The organism is Psychroflexus halocasei, assembly GCF_900107595.1.
Classification (GTDB): Bacteria; Bacteroidota; Bacteroidia; order Flavobacteriales; family Flavobacteriaceae; genus Psychroflexus; species Psychroflexus halocasei.
Map to the genome: position 1 here is coordinate 322,007 of NZ_FNQF01000002.1, position 15,861 is coordinate 337,867.

General features: G+C 31.9%; 14 protein-coding genes. 10 read left to right on the forward strand and 4 right to left on the reverse strand.

Features of this window, described 5'->3' with window-relative positions; genetic code table 11:
- From BLV84_RS03520 to BLV84_RS03535, 4 genes are all read left to right on the forward strand, one after another.
- The gene (locus BLV84_RS03520; protein ID WP_093239602.1) at positions 1 to 2,169 is read left to right on the forward strand and encodes a M3 family metallopeptidase; all 2,169 of its coding nucleotides are present in this window, start codon (positions 1 to 3) and stop codon (positions 2,167 to 2,169) included.
- A 400-nt stretch (positions 2,170 to 2,569) separates the two neighbouring features.
- Positions 2,570 to 3,076, forward strand: coding sequence for a class I SAM-dependent methyltransferase (locus tag BLV84_RS03525; RefSeq protein ID WP_234953085.1), 507 nt, complete (start codon positions 2,570 to 2,572; stop codon positions 3,074 to 3,076).
- A gap of 231 nt (positions 3,077 to 3,307) precedes the next feature.
- Positions 3,308 to 4,198 (forward strand): glycosyltransferase family 2 protein, encoded by an 891-nt coding sequence (locus BLV84_RS03530; protein WP_093239608.1) that lies wholly within the window; start codon positions 3,308 to 3,310, stop codon positions 4,196 to 4,198.
- The gene (locus BLV84_RS03535) at positions 4,191 to 5,117 is read left to right on the forward strand and encodes a glycosyltransferase family 2 protein (RefSeq protein WP_234953091.1); all 927 of its coding nucleotides are present in this window, start codon (positions 4,191 to 4,193) and stop codon (positions 5,115 to 5,117) included. The genes BLV84_RS03530 and BLV84_RS03535 overlap by 8 nt, the downstream gene beginning before the upstream one ends.
- A gap of 31 nt (positions 5,118 to 5,148) precedes the next feature.
- Here the strand turns inward: BLV84_RS03535 and BLV84_RS03540 are convergent, their stop codons facing one another.
- The 4 genes from BLV84_RS03540 to BLV84_RS03555 form a co-directional block, all read right to left on the reverse strand.
- Complete coding sequence (locus BLV84_RS03540; RefSeq protein ID WP_093239614.1) at positions 5,149 to 5,988, reverse strand: glycosyltransferase; 840 nt, start codon at positions 5,986 to 5,988, stop codon at positions 5,149 to 5,151.
- Positions 5,985 to 7,604, reverse strand: coding sequence for a sulfatase-like hydrolase/transferase (locus BLV84_RS03545; RefSeq protein WP_093239617.1), 1,620 nt, complete (start codon positions 7,602 to 7,604; stop codon positions 5,985 to 5,987). The genes BLV84_RS03540 and BLV84_RS03545 overlap by 4 nt, the downstream gene beginning before the upstream one ends.
- A gap of 1 nt (position 7,605) precedes the next feature.
- Positions 7,606 to 8,874, reverse strand: coding sequence for an O-antigen translocase (locus tag BLV84_RS03550; protein ID WP_159429387.1), 1,269 nt, complete (start codon positions 8,872 to 8,874; stop codon positions 7,606 to 7,608).
- A 105-nt stretch (positions 8,875 to 8,979) separates the two neighbouring features.
- Positions 8,980 to 9,621, reverse strand: a complete 642-nt coding sequence (locus tag BLV84_RS03555; RefSeq protein ID WP_093239623.1) for a protein-L-isoaspartate(D-aspartate) O-methyltransferase — start codon at positions 9,619 to 9,621, stop codon at positions 8,980 to 8,982.
- 217 nt (positions 9,622 to 9,838) lie between these two features.
- Between BLV84_RS03555 and BLV84_RS03560 the strand changes: the two genes are divergently transcribed.
- From BLV84_RS03560 to BLV84_RS03585, 6 genes are read left to right on the forward strand one after another with little or no spacing between them, the layout of a single operon-like run.
- Positions 9,839 to 10,804, forward strand: a complete 966-nt coding sequence (locus BLV84_RS03560; protein WP_093239626.1) for a Gfo/Idh/MocA family protein — start codon at positions 9,839 to 9,841, stop codon at positions 10,802 to 10,804.
- Between the two features lie 18 nt (positions 10,805 to 10,822).
- A complete protein-coding gene (locus BLV84_RS03565; RefSeq protein WP_093239628.1) occupies positions 10,823 to 11,716 on the forward strand; it encodes a 3-hydroxybutyryl-CoA dehydrogenase in 894 nt (297 codons plus the stop codon).
- Positions 11,717 to 11,718: 2 nt separating this feature from the next.
- Complete coding sequence (locus BLV84_RS03570; protein WP_093239630.1) at positions 11,719 to 12,957, forward strand: DUF1015 domain-containing protein; 1,239 nt, start codon at positions 11,719 to 11,721, stop codon at positions 12,955 to 12,957.
- A 54-nt stretch (positions 12,958 to 13,011) separates the two neighbouring features.
- Positions 13,012 to 13,674 carry a YggS family pyridoxal phosphate-dependent enzyme gene (locus BLV84_RS03575; protein ID WP_093239632.1) on the forward strand — a complete coding sequence of 221 codons (663 nt, stop codon included), beginning with the start codon at positions 13,012 to 13,014 and terminating at the stop codon, positions 13,672 to 13,674.
- 3 nt (positions 13,675 to 13,677) lie between these two features.
- Complete coding sequence (locus BLV84_RS03580) at positions 13,678 to 15,057, forward strand: exonuclease domain-containing protein (protein WP_093239634.1); 1,380 nt, start codon at positions 13,678 to 13,680, stop codon at positions 15,055 to 15,057.
- Positions 15,054 to 15,860 (forward strand): ion transporter, encoded by an 807-nt coding sequence (locus BLV84_RS03585; protein WP_093239636.1) that lies wholly within the window; start codon positions 15,054 to 15,056, stop codon positions 15,858 to 15,860. The genes BLV84_RS03580 and BLV84_RS03585 overlap by 4 nt, the downstream gene beginning before the upstream one ends.
- The last annotated feature ends 1 nt before the right edge of the window (position 15,861 follow it).

Genomic DNA, 15,861 nt, shown 5'->3' on the forward strand with positions numbered 1-15,861 from the left:
ATGAAATATAATTTTTTAAAACCAGTTGGTATTCTAAGTTTAAGTCTTAGCATATTAAGCTGTGGAAACTCATCAGAAACAAAAGATCAAATGGATGATCTTTCAGTTAATATGGAAAATAAAAAAAACAGTTTACTCAAAGAATGGGAAGGACCTTACCAAGGTGTTCCTGCATTTGATGAAATGAACCTTGAAGATTTAAAACCAGCCATGCGAGAAGCCATGGAGAAACATCTTGAGGAGATTGATGAAATTGCAAATCAAAAAGAACCTGCAACTTTTGAAAATACCATAGCAGAAATGGAGCGTGCAGGAAAAATGATTGATCGTGTTTATACCTATTATGGCATTTGGAGTAGTAACTTATCCACTGAAGAATTCAGAGAAATTCAACAAGAACTCTCACCTGAATTATCAGAATACAGCTCAAAGATCAAGCAAAACGAAAAATTGTTTCAACGCATTAAAGCTGTTTATGACAACAGCCAAGAAAAATCTCTTGATTCCCAAAAACAACGTGTTGATGATTTAGTTTATAAAAACTTTGAAATGAGCGGCGCTAATCTCAACAAAGAAGACAAAAAGCGTTACGCAGAAATCAATAAAGAATTAGCTGAACTTTACACAAAGTTTTCAAACAATGTGCTTCACGACGAAGAGAATTATGTCACTTTTCTAGACGATTCTCAACTTGATGGTTTGCCCGAATCTTATGTCAGTTCTGCAAAAAAAGCAGCAAAAGAAATCGGCAAAAAAGATGCTTACGTTGTGACGAACACAAGATCATCAATGGATCCATTTCTCACCTACTCTGAAGAGAGAGATTTAAGAGAAAAAGTTTGGAAAAAATATTACTCAAGAGGTGATAACGGAGACAAATATGACAATAACAAGATCATCACGAAAATATTAAAACTACGTGATGAACGTGTTGAATTAATGGGTTACGACAATTACGCTGAATGGCGTTTACAAAATCGCATGGCTAAAAATCCAGAAAACGCAATGGATCTTTTGATGCAAGTTTGGCCAAAAGCGATTGCACGTGTTGATGAAGAAGTTGCTGATATGCAAAAAATTGCTGATAAAAATGCTGACAACATTACGATCAAGCCATGGGATTATCGCTACTATGCAGAAAAAGTAAGACAAGCAAAATATAATTTAGACTCTGATGAAGTTAAACAATACCTTGTATTAGATAATCTTGAAGAAGCAATTTTCTATGTTGCAGGAAGACTCTTCGATTTTAATTTTAAAGAAATCACAGATGGAAGTGTTCCAGTTTTTCATAAAGATGTCAAGGTTTTTGAAGTGACAAACAAAACAACTGGCGATCATGTTGGTTTGTTTTATTTAGATCCTTATGCGCGTAAAGGGAAAAGATCAGGAGCTTGGGCAACAACTTACCGCTCTTACACATCATTTGATGGTGAAACTAATGTTTTAGCTTCCAACAACTCCAACTTTGTCAAAGGAAACGAAGGAGAACCAATTCTTGTTTCTTGGGATGACGCAACAACATTTTTTCATGAGTTTGGTCACGCGCTTCATTTCTTAAGTGCAGATGTCAAGTACCCAACCTTAAATGGAGGCGTGAGAGATTATACTGAGTTTCAGTCACAATTATTAGAGCGTTGGTTATCAACAGATGAAGTAATTAATCGCTTTTTAAAGCATTATAAAACTGGTGAACCAATGCCAAAAGAATTGATTGCAAAAATTAAAAAAGCATCAACCTTTAACCAAGGATTTGGCTCTACAGAATTTTTAGCCTCAGCAATTATGGACATGAAATTCCATACAACTGATCCTGATAAAATTGGAAACCCAAGTGAATTTGAGAAAAAAACATTAGACAAACTTGGTATGCCAGATGAATTAGTGATGCGCCACAGAACGCCGCATTTCGGCCACGTGTTTTCTGGTGAAGGCTACGCAACAGGTTATTACGGGTACCTTTGGGCTGACGTTTTAACAGCTGATGCGTCTGAGGCTTTTGCAGAAGCAGAAGGTGGTTTTTATGATGAGGAATTGGCTGATAAATTGGTCAAGTATTTATTTGCACCACGTAATGCAATTGAGCCAAGTGAGGCTTACAGAAAATTCAGAGGTCGAGATGCTAAAATTGATGCCTTAATGAGAGACAGAGGCTTTTCAGTCGATTAAAACTTAAATGACGAAATCGTCTCAAGATCTATGTTCAAATACTTATTTACTTGAAAGTAAGAACAGGTTCTTGAGACGATTTTTTAATAGTTATGAAATTACTTTTAATAAATTATTTAAACCTAAAAGGTGTCACTGTATAGAAACATTTAAAGGTGAATGCAAAGCAGTTTGATGTATGTATACGCGATTAAAATCTTTTGTAAAAAAAATTATTCCTCAAAGTTTTCTTTTTAAAAACGAGTTGATTTTTAAAAAAGTTTTAATTCCTTTTTACATCGGTAAAACATGCTCTTGTAATATTTGCAAGCATAATTGGAATAAGTTTATCAAAATCGAGGACAATGATTTACTCTGTCCTTATTGTGGAAGCAGATCCAGAACGCGGAGATTATTTAAATTGTTAAAAAAACAAAACGCCTTAAATGGTAAAGTTTTACATTTCTCTCCTTCGCGTAGTTTATATCGAATTTTTAAGCAAGATGTGAATCTCAAATATTACAGTAGCGATTTTGAAAATGAATTTTTAGCAGAATACAAATTAGATATTACGCAAATTGATATGCCTGACAATTCTTTTGATACGATCATTTGCTATCATATTTTAGAACATATCATTGAAGATCAAAAAGCCATTGCAGAATTAAAGCGAATTTTAAAGCCTAATGGTCAATGTTTTATACAAACTCCATTTAAATCAGGAGAAATATTTGAAGACTTTCGCCTTACAAGTCCTTCTGAACGTCTAGAGGCGTTTGGACAAGAAGATCATGTTCGTATTTATTCACTTGATGGATTAATAGATCGCTTAGAAGAGCAAGGTTTAAAAATTAAATGCTTAGATTTTAAGGAGGAATTAATACCCAACGGGTTACTTCAAGAAAATATAGTAATCGCTACAAAATAAAATCACTCTTCATTATTATCCTTTTCATTAGAAAAAATTCGTTAAACTTATGAGTGATATTTTAAGTTAAAAATAATTTGAATATAAATATCCAGTTTTATTTTTAGAAGCATCACATAGAAATTTAAAGTTTTGTTTTTTCTATATTGACTAAAATCAAATTTGAAAAATTTAAAGATTCTATAGAAATTAATTTAAAAGGGGTACTTTGCAAAGGCATAAATTAATCTCATGATTTCGATTCTTATTCCAACCTATCAGTATAATGTTTATCCTTTAGTTAAGAAAGTACATCAGCTTATTACTAAGGAGAATATTGATTTTGAAATATTGGTTTATGACGATTGCTCTCCAAAAAAAATTATTGAAAACAAAAAAATAAATCAGCTAGACAATGCTTATTATAAAGTACTTCCCAAAAATTTAGGTCGTAGCACTATTAGAAATCTTTTAGCCGATAATGCAAAATTCGAATGGTTACTTTTTTTAGATGCTGATGTCATGCCAATTAAAGATGATTTCATCAGAAATTATCTGAAGTTTTTCTCAGAAAAATATGATATTATTTACGGTGGAATTAAGTACACTCCTAAAAGACCTAAAGCTACTCAACTTCTACGTTGGCATTATGGAAACTCAAGAGAATCTCTAAGCTGTGAAAAAAGAACTGAAAATCCTTACTTATCTTTTCTAACATTAAATTTTTTAGCTCGTAAATCTATTTTTCAAAAAATTCGATTTGATGAAGACATTCCAAATTTAAGACATGAAGACACTCTTTTCTCTTACCACCTTCAAAGCTTCAAAGTGCCAATTTTACATATCAATAACCCTGTATATCATTTAGGAATTGAAAGTAGTTTGGAGTTTTTAAAAAAGTCTATAGAATCTGTGGAAGGAGCTTTATACTTAAAGAAGAATGATTTAATTGACTCTAATTATATAAGAATTTTATCATTCCATGAAAAACTAAAGAAACTTAAACTAGATTATTTAATAGACCGTTTAATAAGAAAAAACTTAAAACAGATTGAAGTTAATTTATTAGGAAATAAACCTTCTTTACTTTTATTTGATTTGTATAGACTTTATCATTTAATTCAATTTGAAAAAAATGCCTAAATTCTCTGTTATTATACCTTTATATAACAAAGCAGCTTATATACAAAATACTTTAAAAGCTGTTTTAGAGCAAGAATTTTTTGACTTTGAAATTATTGTGGTTGATGATGGCTCTACTGATAATAGTGATCAAATAGTTAAATCAATAAGCGATGCGCGAATACACTATTTTTATCAAGAGAATCAAGGAGCATCTCAAGCTCGAAACAAAGCTATTGAGCTAGCTATTGGCGAGTATTTAGCTTTACTTGATGCCGATGATATTTGGGACTCTGATCATTTGGAAATAATTAACCAGCTAATTTCAGAACATCCCGATCAAAAGGTTTTTGCAACAGGAATTCGTATTCAAGATCGATATGGCATTCAAGAAGCTAAATATGATTTGATAGATTCAGATAAAATAGTTATTGATTTTTTTAAAAATAGTCTTGCTGCTCCAATTTTATCTGGCTCAACGACAGTATTACATGCTTCTATTCCAAAAGAAATTGGTTACTTTGATGAAACTATTTTGAGTAGCGAAGATACAGATTACTGGATTAGAATTGGATTGAAATACCCTGTTGTTTTTACGCTAAAACCCACAGCCACATATACTTTCGTAATTGGTAGTTTATCAAATGATAAGTATAATTTTAAAAGACAAACTGATTTTAGCAAGTTTGATAAATATTTAAAAAACAATAAAGGTCTCGCAAGGTATATAAGTTATAATAGGCTTTCTGCATATCTCAATTGCATGTTAGTAGAGGATTTAGAAAATGCAACATTATTAAAAAATAAAATCGAAATAAAATATCTTAATCGTTTACAGAAAATCACTCTTTATTTACCTCCTTTCGCTCTTAGGTATTTAACACTCTTTAAAAACAAATTAAATTCGATTGGATTTAGACCAGTAATTTTCAAGAAATAAATTCTCCCACATCGGTTTTAATTTAATCGATCTAAAATTGACTAACACTGTCCTTTCTTATCAAATTTTTGATCTTTTTGATTCCATTAACACCAACCTTATATTTAGTTAGACTTTCACTAGCAGAAATAAATTGATGTCGAACCAAAAAGAAAATAAATTTAGCCAACCAAATAAAACTTAAATTTCCATATTCTAAATACTTTAATGCGCCTTGTGCATAAATAAAACGATTGCTACCTTGATCAGATGCTGAACTAACTTCGTCATGTTCCACAATAAATTCTGGTATGTGGTAAACTGAAATATTTTTGTTTAAAAACTCTTTAAATAATAATTGCTCTTCACCTGACTGAAAATATGAACCAAGTCCAAAATACTCATTAAAAGAAATCTTGTTTTCCAATAAATAATCTCTATTAAAAGCCATTTCAACTGATGATAAAGGTGGCCTATTCCGTTCAGACACTTTAATTTCTTGTGAAGGATAATTTTTCATGAATGGTTTGCCTGAAAAGGTTTCTACCTGGAATAAAATTAAACCCGCATTAGGATATTTGTTAAAAGCATTTACAATTTTTTGTAAGAAATTGCTTTTATAAACAACATCATCATCGGCTATCACGCCATAGGTTGTTCTACAATTTTTTAAAGCTAAATTTCTGCTTTTAGACAAACCAACATCATAGCTATTAACAACAATAATATTTTTATATTCGGATTTGAGCTCCTGCCCTTTTTGGGTTTGATTGACGATAACTAAGTTTAAATCTCGCCATTGATGATGCGGAAACATAGCGTCAAGAAATGAAAAATCAGAACGATTCATCGTTGATATTAAAATTGAGATATCACCTTTTGAATAACTCATCTTTTCAATTCTTTATCGTAATTAATGTCGTTGCCAATTATCCGATCTTTAATTTTAAAATCATCAGAAAAAAGACTTCTTGTCGTATCATAACCATCAAACTTAACTTGAATTAAATCTGAAAGTGAATGAACGAAATCTTTTAAAAAAGCTGGACGTTTTGTATCAATTTTTAGAGAAAATTCATTTTGAAAAGTTTGATTTCTCCATAAAAAAAATGGGATTTCGTACATTGATGGCGTCGCCCGTTCATCTATATGACCAGCGAAATCAATTGTGTCATAAACTTCTTCGCCATGATCAGAGAAAAAAAGCATGAAAGAAGCTTCTTCAATTTTAGTCAATCTTTCATGTATATTTTTTATAAAAAAATCATGATATAAAATTGCATTATCATAAGCATTTGAGCGTGAATGAGCCAAATTATGATCAAAATTTGAACTGCTTTGATCTGTAAATTTCTCAAAACCTGAAGGATATCTATCGCTATATTTCATGTGAGTTCCGAGCGGATGTAAAATGATAAATTTCTTCTGAGCAGGATCTGAAATTGCCTTTTCAAACTCAGGAATCAAAACTTCATCCAAAGGCGTAATGCTTCCGTCCAAAGCTGTATTTTTTGTAATGTAAACATCACTTGCCATCGCAAGTTTTGTCACCAAACTCTCATATTGTCCAATTGGTCTTTGATTTGAAAGCCAAAAAGTTTTAAAACCAGCTTGATTCAGTAATTGAATTATAGAAAAATCATTAGATGATTTTAAACCATTCAAGGTCAAAGCATCTTTTAATGCACCGATTGTAAATGCGTGACTACTAACAACATCATCGTACTTATCAATTTCAGGTAGAATTTGATCTAAATAAGGAGTTGTTTTATTTTGGTAACCATATAAACTCATTCGGTTTCTCGTTGTTGATTCACCAATAATCAATACAAAAGTGGCTTCATCAATATCACGTATCTGCTCAAAGCCTTCTATCTCAACTAAAGGTTGATCAATATGAAGATCTTTCATTTTTTCCTGCTCCTCAAAATACTCAGTGACAGACTGATAACTTAGATAAATGAAATTAAATTGTAAATAATCACGATTCTTCATCAAAAAAATGGTCAGAACAACACATGATACAAAAATTAATTGTTCGTAATTAAAAACAGATTTTAAGATAAAATAGCCAGGTCTAATTGCATAAAAAACAGCTATGATTATAAAAACAAAAGCGGTGAATATCAAAGTCGGATTCAAATAAAACTCAGCGAACTCAGTTGCTTCTGCTAAATTGGTTTCAAGTATGATGAAAATTGATGAAGCGCTAATATTCGCTTTAAAAATAGAAAGATAAATCGTTTCAAATAAATTTGTGAAAACAAATATGTAAAATAAAATATGCTGAAATATCTTGCTCAATTTATTTTTAAAAATCAGAGCAAAACAGACAAACACAAAAGCAGTTGCAGAATTTTCTAAAACGTTTTTGAACAAAATCCGGTTAATACCAAAGCTGAACATTTGTAAGAAGAAAGCTGTAAAAACAGGCAGCATCCATATCAAAATTGGATATCTATTTTGCTTAAGATTTGCGAATTTTAATACTTTTCTAAAAAACTTCATATCAAATAGTGCTATCTTCTTGAGTTGGTTTTACAACAGGGATTAATATAGGCTTTCTAAAGATAAATAAGATAATGAGAAAATAAATGAAATATGTAAATGCATGTCCAATGACAACGCTTTTCAATTCATATAAATCAATCAAAAAGTAAGTGCTAAAATAAAGAGAAGCTGCAAGGAATAAATCGGTTAATATATAATGCCAAAACATTTTCTTTGCATGAAATTGATACACCATAACAAGTGCTAGCACACGAAAAACATCACCGATCATTTGCCATAAAAATAAATCTTCAACTGGTAAAAATTCTTCTGTTAACACCAAACGAATAATCCATTCTTTGAGAATATAAACCAAAATTAATCCTCCAAAAAATAAGGGAAGTATGTTTTTATAAAAACCAAAAACAATTTCTCGAAATTGTGATATATTCTTGGCTTCAGCTAATTTCGGCAACAATATTAAATTCATTAAAGAGATGACAAACATCAGGTATAAGTTTGATATTCTGAAAATTGCTTCCCAATAACCTGCTTCTTGAATGGATAATTCATGCGATAACAATTGACGAATTGACAAATATGCAATTGGAAAACTCACACCAGAAATCAGTGTCATAATTGAGAATTCCCCGAAACTTTTCATCATTTGAGAAGAAATAAATTCTTTTGAAAAGCTGACAAAAACAAGTTCTGAACGATAGGCAAAACCTAAGGTCACAAAAAACAAAATTGACGGTAAAGTGATTATCGCAAAGAGCGCTCCTGATAAACCATAAAAATAAATAAGCGCCGAAAAAAGAAGTAAATTCACAAGATAACTGATGCTGTTAATTTTTATAACACGATTAAAGTAAGCGTGGGCCCTCATCAGGGCTAGCAAAAATATATTTGCAACGTGTAAAGGTAAAATCAAGCCTAGAATTCGGAGATGTATAACATAAGTCGATTCATCAAAAATATAATTGCTCAACGCATTAGCAAAAAACAAACAACTTAAAGCTGTAAGCAAACAAAAAACACTCACATAAAAAAAAAGTGTTGTCTGAAACTCTTTTCGCTGGCGGTGATCATTTTTAGTTTCAACACCATATTTAACAACAGCGTTTTCAACACCAGCTGTTGAAAATTTTTGAAAAATAGCAAGACCATTTCTGAGGTTTCCTAACATCGTTAACCCAGAAGGTCCTAAATAAATTGCACTCAATTTTGAAGTTATCAAAGCCACCAAAACTTTTAAAACCACAGATAAAGCATTAAAAGATGTCACTTTTAAAAGAGTAAATTGTGATAAGATTTTTTGAAAAGGCTTGATGTTGAAAGAGTTTTAAATCCTGATGCAAGTTAAAGTCAGAAATGCAAAAAACATAGCAGATCAAGATTTATTTTCGAGCATAGGAACAAATCTAAATTCACCAAAAGTTTGTTTATCAAAACTACGTTGAGATTTTCGATCAAAAAGTGTCATGATTTGCGGATTTTCGCCAACAGGAATCACAAGCTTCCCTCCGACTATTAGTTGTGATAGTAAAGATTTTGGGACAAAAGGTGCACCTGCAGTTACAATAATTTTATCAAAAGGTGCATATTCTTTTAAGCCTTTGTAGCCATCGCCAAAAGACATGTATTTTGGCCTATAACCTAATTTGTCCAGAAATTTCTGAGTTTTTTTAAACAACTCTTGTTGCCGTTCAATTGTATAAAGTTTCGCTCCCAATTCACATAAAACTGCGGCTTGATAACCACTCCCTGTTCCAATTTCAAGAATTTTTTCATCAGGTTTTACTTCTAAAAGTTGTGTTTGAAAAGCCACTGTAAAAGGCTGAGAAATTGTTTGTCCTGCACCAATAGGAAAAGCTTTATCTTGATAAGCATGATCCTCAAAACTGCTATCCATAAATAAATGTCGAGGTATAGAACCTATTGCTGATAAAACTTTTTCATCAATAATTCCTTTTTCTCTTAATAATTCTACTAGCTGATTTCGCTTTCCTTGTTGTCTAAACCCGTCTTTCACTTCTTCAAAATTAGAAAATGTAAAAATAGGAAATATTTGATGTCTTTATAAAGATGCGATAAAAGAGATAAGATTTAATGCACAATTTACAATCCACCATAAACACTTCTTAATTCAATTCAAAAAAGAGTTTAATCAACAAGTTTAGATTGAATCAATCGAAAAGAGAACTGTCATTTCTCAAAAGAAATGTTATTTTTGTGGAAAACCATATTATATGCTTAAAGTTGGCGTTTTAGGTGCAGGACACCTTGGCAAAATCCATTTGAGACTTTTAAAACAGTCAGAACATTACCAACTTGTCGGATTTTATGATCCTGACACAGATAACGCTCAAAAACTGAGTCAAGAAGCTGGTTATCATCTTTTTGATAATTTAGATGAACTCATTAATCATGTTGATGTAGTTGATATTGTCACACCGACAATGGCACATTTCGAAACAGCAAAAAAATGTGTTGAGGCTGGTAAGCATATATTTATAGAAAAACCGATTACAAACACTGCTGAAGAAGCTGAGACATTGATTTCTTTAGCCAAAAAACATCAAGTTAAAGGTCAGGTTGGGCATGTTGAACGTTTTAATCCAGCGTTTAGAGCTGCCATTCCTACCATTAAAGATCCGATGTTTATTGAAGCGCATCGTTTAGCAGAATTTAACCCAAGAGGAACTGATGTTCCTGTTGTTCTTGATTTAATGATACATGATATTGATGCGATTTTGAGTTTAGTCAAATCAAAAGTGAAATCGATCAATGCAAGTGGTGTTTCTGTTATTTCAGACACGCCAGATATTGCCAATGCAAGAATTCAATTTGAAAACAATTGTGTTGCCAACCTAACTGCGAGTCGTATTTCATTAAAAAACATGCGTAAATCACGTTTCTTTCAAAAAGATGCTTACGTTTCTGTTGACTTTTTAGAGAAGAAAACTGAAGTCGTTCGTATGAAAGATGCACCAGAAAATCCTGATGATTTTGCGATGATTTTGCAAAATGCTGAAGGTGTCAAAAAACAAATTTACTTTGAAAATCCAGATATTGAATCAAACAATGCAATCTTAGATGAGCTCGAAACTTTTGCACTTGCCATCAAAAACGATACAACTCCAATTGTAAGTTTAGAGCAAGGTGCTGAAGCTTTACGTGTTGCTAAACAGATTATTGCAGCATTTGACAATTAATCACAAAAATTTAATTTTATGAAAAATATAGCAGTTATTGGTGCAGGATCAATGGGAAATGGAATTACACACACTTTTGCTCAATTTGGCTATAAAGTCAATTTAATCGATATTTCACAAGAAAGTCTTGATAAAGGAATGGCTACCATTACCAAAAATCTTGACAGAATGCTTTCTAAAGAAAGGATTAGTGAAGATGATAAAAAGTCAACTTTAGATCATATCACAACTTTTACTGATTTAAAAGAAGGTGCAAAATCTGTTGATTTGGTTGTTGAAGCTGCCACCGAAAATGAAAAAATTAAGCTTGATCTTTTTAAACAACTCGATGAGATTTGTCCTGAAAATACAATTTTAGCTTCAAATACAAGTTCAATTCCGATTACTAAAATTGCAGCAGTGACAAAACGTGCTGAAAAAGTCATAGGGATGCACTTTATGAATCCAGTGCCAATCATGAAGCTTGTAGAAATCATAAGAGGTTATAACACCAGTGATGAAACAAATAATACAATTGTTGAACTCTCTAAAAACTTGAAAAAAGTTCCTACAGAAGTGAATGATTACCCAGGTTTCGTCGCTAACCGTATTTTGATGCCAATGATCAATGAAGCTGTTGAAACTTTATATAATAATGTCGCTGGTGTTCAAGAGATTGACACTGTGATGAAACTTGGTATGGCTCACCCAATGGGACCATTACAGTTAGCTGATTTCATTGGTTTAGATGTTTGTTTATCAATTTTAGAAGTGATGTACGATGGATTTAAAAATCCAAAATACGCACCTTGCCCACTCCTTGTCAACATGGTAAGAGCTGGAAAAATGGGTGTAAAATCTGGTGAAGGTTTTTACGATTACAGCAAATCTAAAAAAGCCGAAAAGGTTTCAAGTCAATTTAGCGCAGCGTAGATATGCCCTTAGTCAATCCTTTCAAGGCAGTTCGACCCTCAAGAGATAAAGTAGGTTTGATTGCCTCAAGACCTTATGAAACTTATACTAAAGCGCAATTAGAAGCGAGATTGGACAACAATCCTTTTTCATTTTTGCACATTGTTAATCCTGGTTATAAGTATCATAAAGAAATCTCTGGTCCGCAACGCTTTAAACTTGTTAAGAATAGATATGATGAATTTAAGGAAGATGGCAGTTTTATTCAAGACAAAACTGCCAACTTCTATTTGCATAAAATTGTTTATCGTAAAAAAATAGAATTTGTAGGTATTGTTGGTGCTGCTTCAGTTGATGATTATGAAAACAGAATTATCAGAAAACATGAAGACACTATTTCAGAGAAAGTTGAAGTTTATAACGATTATCTAAAGACAGTCAGGTTTAACGCTGATCCTGTTCTATTGACGCATCCTAAAAACAGTAAGATTGAAGAAATCAAACAAAAAATGATGAAGGATCGCGCTGAGTATGAATTTACAACAACTTCACGCGAAACGCATTATTTATGGTTAATCAAGGATAAAGGAGACATTAAAAGTATTCAAGAAGAATTCAATAAAATGTCGCATTTCTATATTGCTGATGGACATCACAGAACAAACTCCTCTATTTCATTAAGAGCTGCTATTGCAAAGGAAAACAAGAAACATACAGGAAAAGAAGCTTACAATTTCTTTATGAGTTTTTTAATTCCAGAAAATCAGCTACAAATATTTGAATTTAACCGCTTAGTTCAATCATTAAATGGCTTAAGTAAAGAGAATTTTTTAATTCGTTTAGACGAATTTTTCAAAATCGAAAACAGAGGTCAAAACTATTATAAACCTGGAGGAAAGCATAGGTTTAGTATGTATCTTGACAATGAGTTTTACTCGCTTGCTTTAAGAAAAAACTCATATAAGTTTACAGATTCACTTTCACAATTAGATGCTCAAATTCTGTTTAAAACAGTTTTAGAACCGATCTTAGGCATCAGTGATCTTCGACATGACAAACGCATCAAATATGTGCAAGGCCAAAAGGATATGACTTATGTAAAGGGTGCGATAGATAACGGGAGTTACCGTGTTGGTTTTGGTCTTTTTCCTGTGACAGTTCAGGAAATGAAACGCATTGCCGATGAGAGTTTAGTGATGCCTCCTAAAACAACTTATATTGATCCAAAATTAAGGAGCGGAATCACTATTTATGAATTTTAGATTCACCAATCAAGTAAAACTATTATCTTGTATTTTTTATAAATAAATAAATTTATGTCAGTCAAAATTGCTCAAAATCTTGAGGAAATTAAAAGTCAAGTCGGACCAAATGTAACACTTGTCGCTGTTTCCAAAACAAAACCTGAAAGTGACATCATGGAAGCTTACAATGCTGGTCATCGTGTTTTTGGAGAAAACAAAATACAAGAAATGGCAGACAAATATGAAAGCTTGCCAAAAGACATTGAGTGGCACATGATCGGCCATGTACAGTCAAACAAGGTTAAATATATGGCGCCTTTTGTGACGCTTGTTCATGCTGTTCATAAAATGAAATTACTAAAAGAAATCAATAAACGTGCGAAGCAAAACAATCGCGTTATTGATTGTTTATTACAAGTGAAAATCGCTGATGAAGATTCAAAATATGGAATGTCTGTTAATGAAACTGAGGCATTTTTAAAAGACGAACGCTTAAATAATTTTGAAAATGTTCGTATTAAAGGCTTAATGGGCATGGCAACTTTCACTGATGATGAAGAACAACTCAAACATGAATTTTCTATCTTACAGAACTTATATCACAAGTTGGAAAAAGAATATTCAGAATTTGATACTTTATCAATGGGTATGAGTGGTGATTATGAAGTTGCAATCGCTCACGACTCCAATATGGTTCGCGTCGGAAGTTCTATTTTTGGTGAAAGAAATTATTAGAATTTGTATGTAATACTCGACATAGAATCAACTGGTGGTAAATACAATGAAGAAGGTATTACCGAAATTGCAATCTACAAACATGATGGCAACAAAATTGTTGATGAATTTGTCAGTTTGGTTAATCCAGAGCGAAAAATTCAATCTTTTGTTATCGGTTTGACAGGCATTAATAATCAAATGCTTCACGACCAACCCAAGTTCTATGAAATAGCAAAACGCATTATTGAGATTACTGAAGGCTGCATTATCGTTGCGCATAACGCAAAATTTGACTATAGAATGTTACGTCTTGAATTTGATAGGCTAGGTTATAAATTTGAAAGACAAACTTTATGCACAATCAAACTTGCTGAAAAGTTATTGCCAAATTTAAAATCTTACAGCTTAGGAAAGCTCGTCAAGAAACTTGAGATTCCTATCCAAAATAGACATCGCGCAAGTGGTGATGCTTTGGCGACTGTAAAGCTTTTTGAATTGCTTTTGAGTAAAGAAAATTCAGAAGATCTCATTAAACTTCAAATAACTCAAAATCCTAAATTTATAAAAGATAAAAAGGCAACTGATTTATTAGAAAAACTACCGCAATCAATAGGTGTTTATTTTTTTTACAATGAAGATGATGAAATTATTTATATAGGAAAAAGTAAAAATATCAAGAAAAGAATTCAGCAACATTTTGCAAATTCAAGTCATAAATCAAAAAAGATTAGGGATGAAATTAATCGTATTTCTTTTGAAACAACCGGCAATGAACTCATCGCCTTATTGATTGAAAATCAAAACATTAAAAAACACAAACCAAAATATAATCGTGCTTTAAAAAAAGATATTTTTTCTTACGGACTTTATACTTCTAAAAATAAGGAAGGCTATCAAGTATTGAATCTTAAGAAAATTGATGAAACAAAGGATAAAAGTTATATCACGAGTTTTACAACCCTAAAACAAGGACGAAAATTTTTAGCAGCCTGTGTCGAGAAATATGATTTATGTCTAAAACTGACAGATTTACACAAAACGCAAGGCCCTTGCTTCAATTACGGTATCAAAAAATGTAAAGGCGCATGTATTTCAGAAGAAAGTGCTGAGCTTTATAATCTAAGAGTTAATGAAGTTATTGATCATTATCAAATGCCTCAAGAAAACTTGATTGTTTATGATCGTGGGCGTCAAAAAAATGAAGAAGCCATTATTCTTACCGAAAAAGGAAAGATGAAAGGCTATGCTTATGTCAATTCTGATAAAAGAAATTTAAAATCTGACATTGAACAAAATCTCGTTAAAATTAATGATGACAGAGATGCTAGACATATTTTTCAGTCGTATATTCGAAAAAATGAAAAAAAATTGAAAATTGAATTTTTAGAGTTTTCTGTATGAGTTGGAAAGAGAAATTACATGAAATAATTTACGAAGCTGACACAAGAAAAGGTAAAATCTTTGATGTCATCCTTCTTATTGTTATTGCAATTAGTATAATTCTTGTGATGCTCGACAGCGTACAAAGTATTTATGATCAATACCATGAATATTTTTATTATGCTGAATGGATCATCACGATTATTTTTACAATTGAGTATATTCTCAGAGTCGTCTGTATCAAAAAACCAAAAAAGTATATTTTCAGTTTTTATGGTATTGTTGATTTACTCTCGACACTCCCACTCTACATCAGTTTTTTCCTCACAACAAGTTACGCTTTAATGACGCTCAGAGCTTTAAGACTTTTGAGGGTCTTTAGAATTTTAAAAATAACACGTTACATCGGTGCTGGAAATCGCTTGATGATTGCTTTAAAATCCAGCTTGCCAAAAATCATGATTTTTATTTTCAGCGTTGTTATTATTTCATTTATCGCAGGTACAATTATGTATCTCGTCGAAGGACCTGAACATGGTTTTACATCGATTCCTGTGAGTATTTACTGGACAGTTGTCACCTTAACAACGGTTGGCTTTGGCGACATACACCCTGTCACGCCTTTAGGTCAGTCGATTGCAACGCTTATTATGGTTTTGGGTTATGGCGTTATTGCTGTACCTACCGGAATAGTTTCATCTGAGTTTGTGCAATCTTCAAACAATCAAACGCAAACGCAATCGTGTTTTAATTGCAACGAAAAAGATCATCTTGATGATGCGAAATATTGTCACAATTGTGGTTATACTTTAAATAATAAATAAG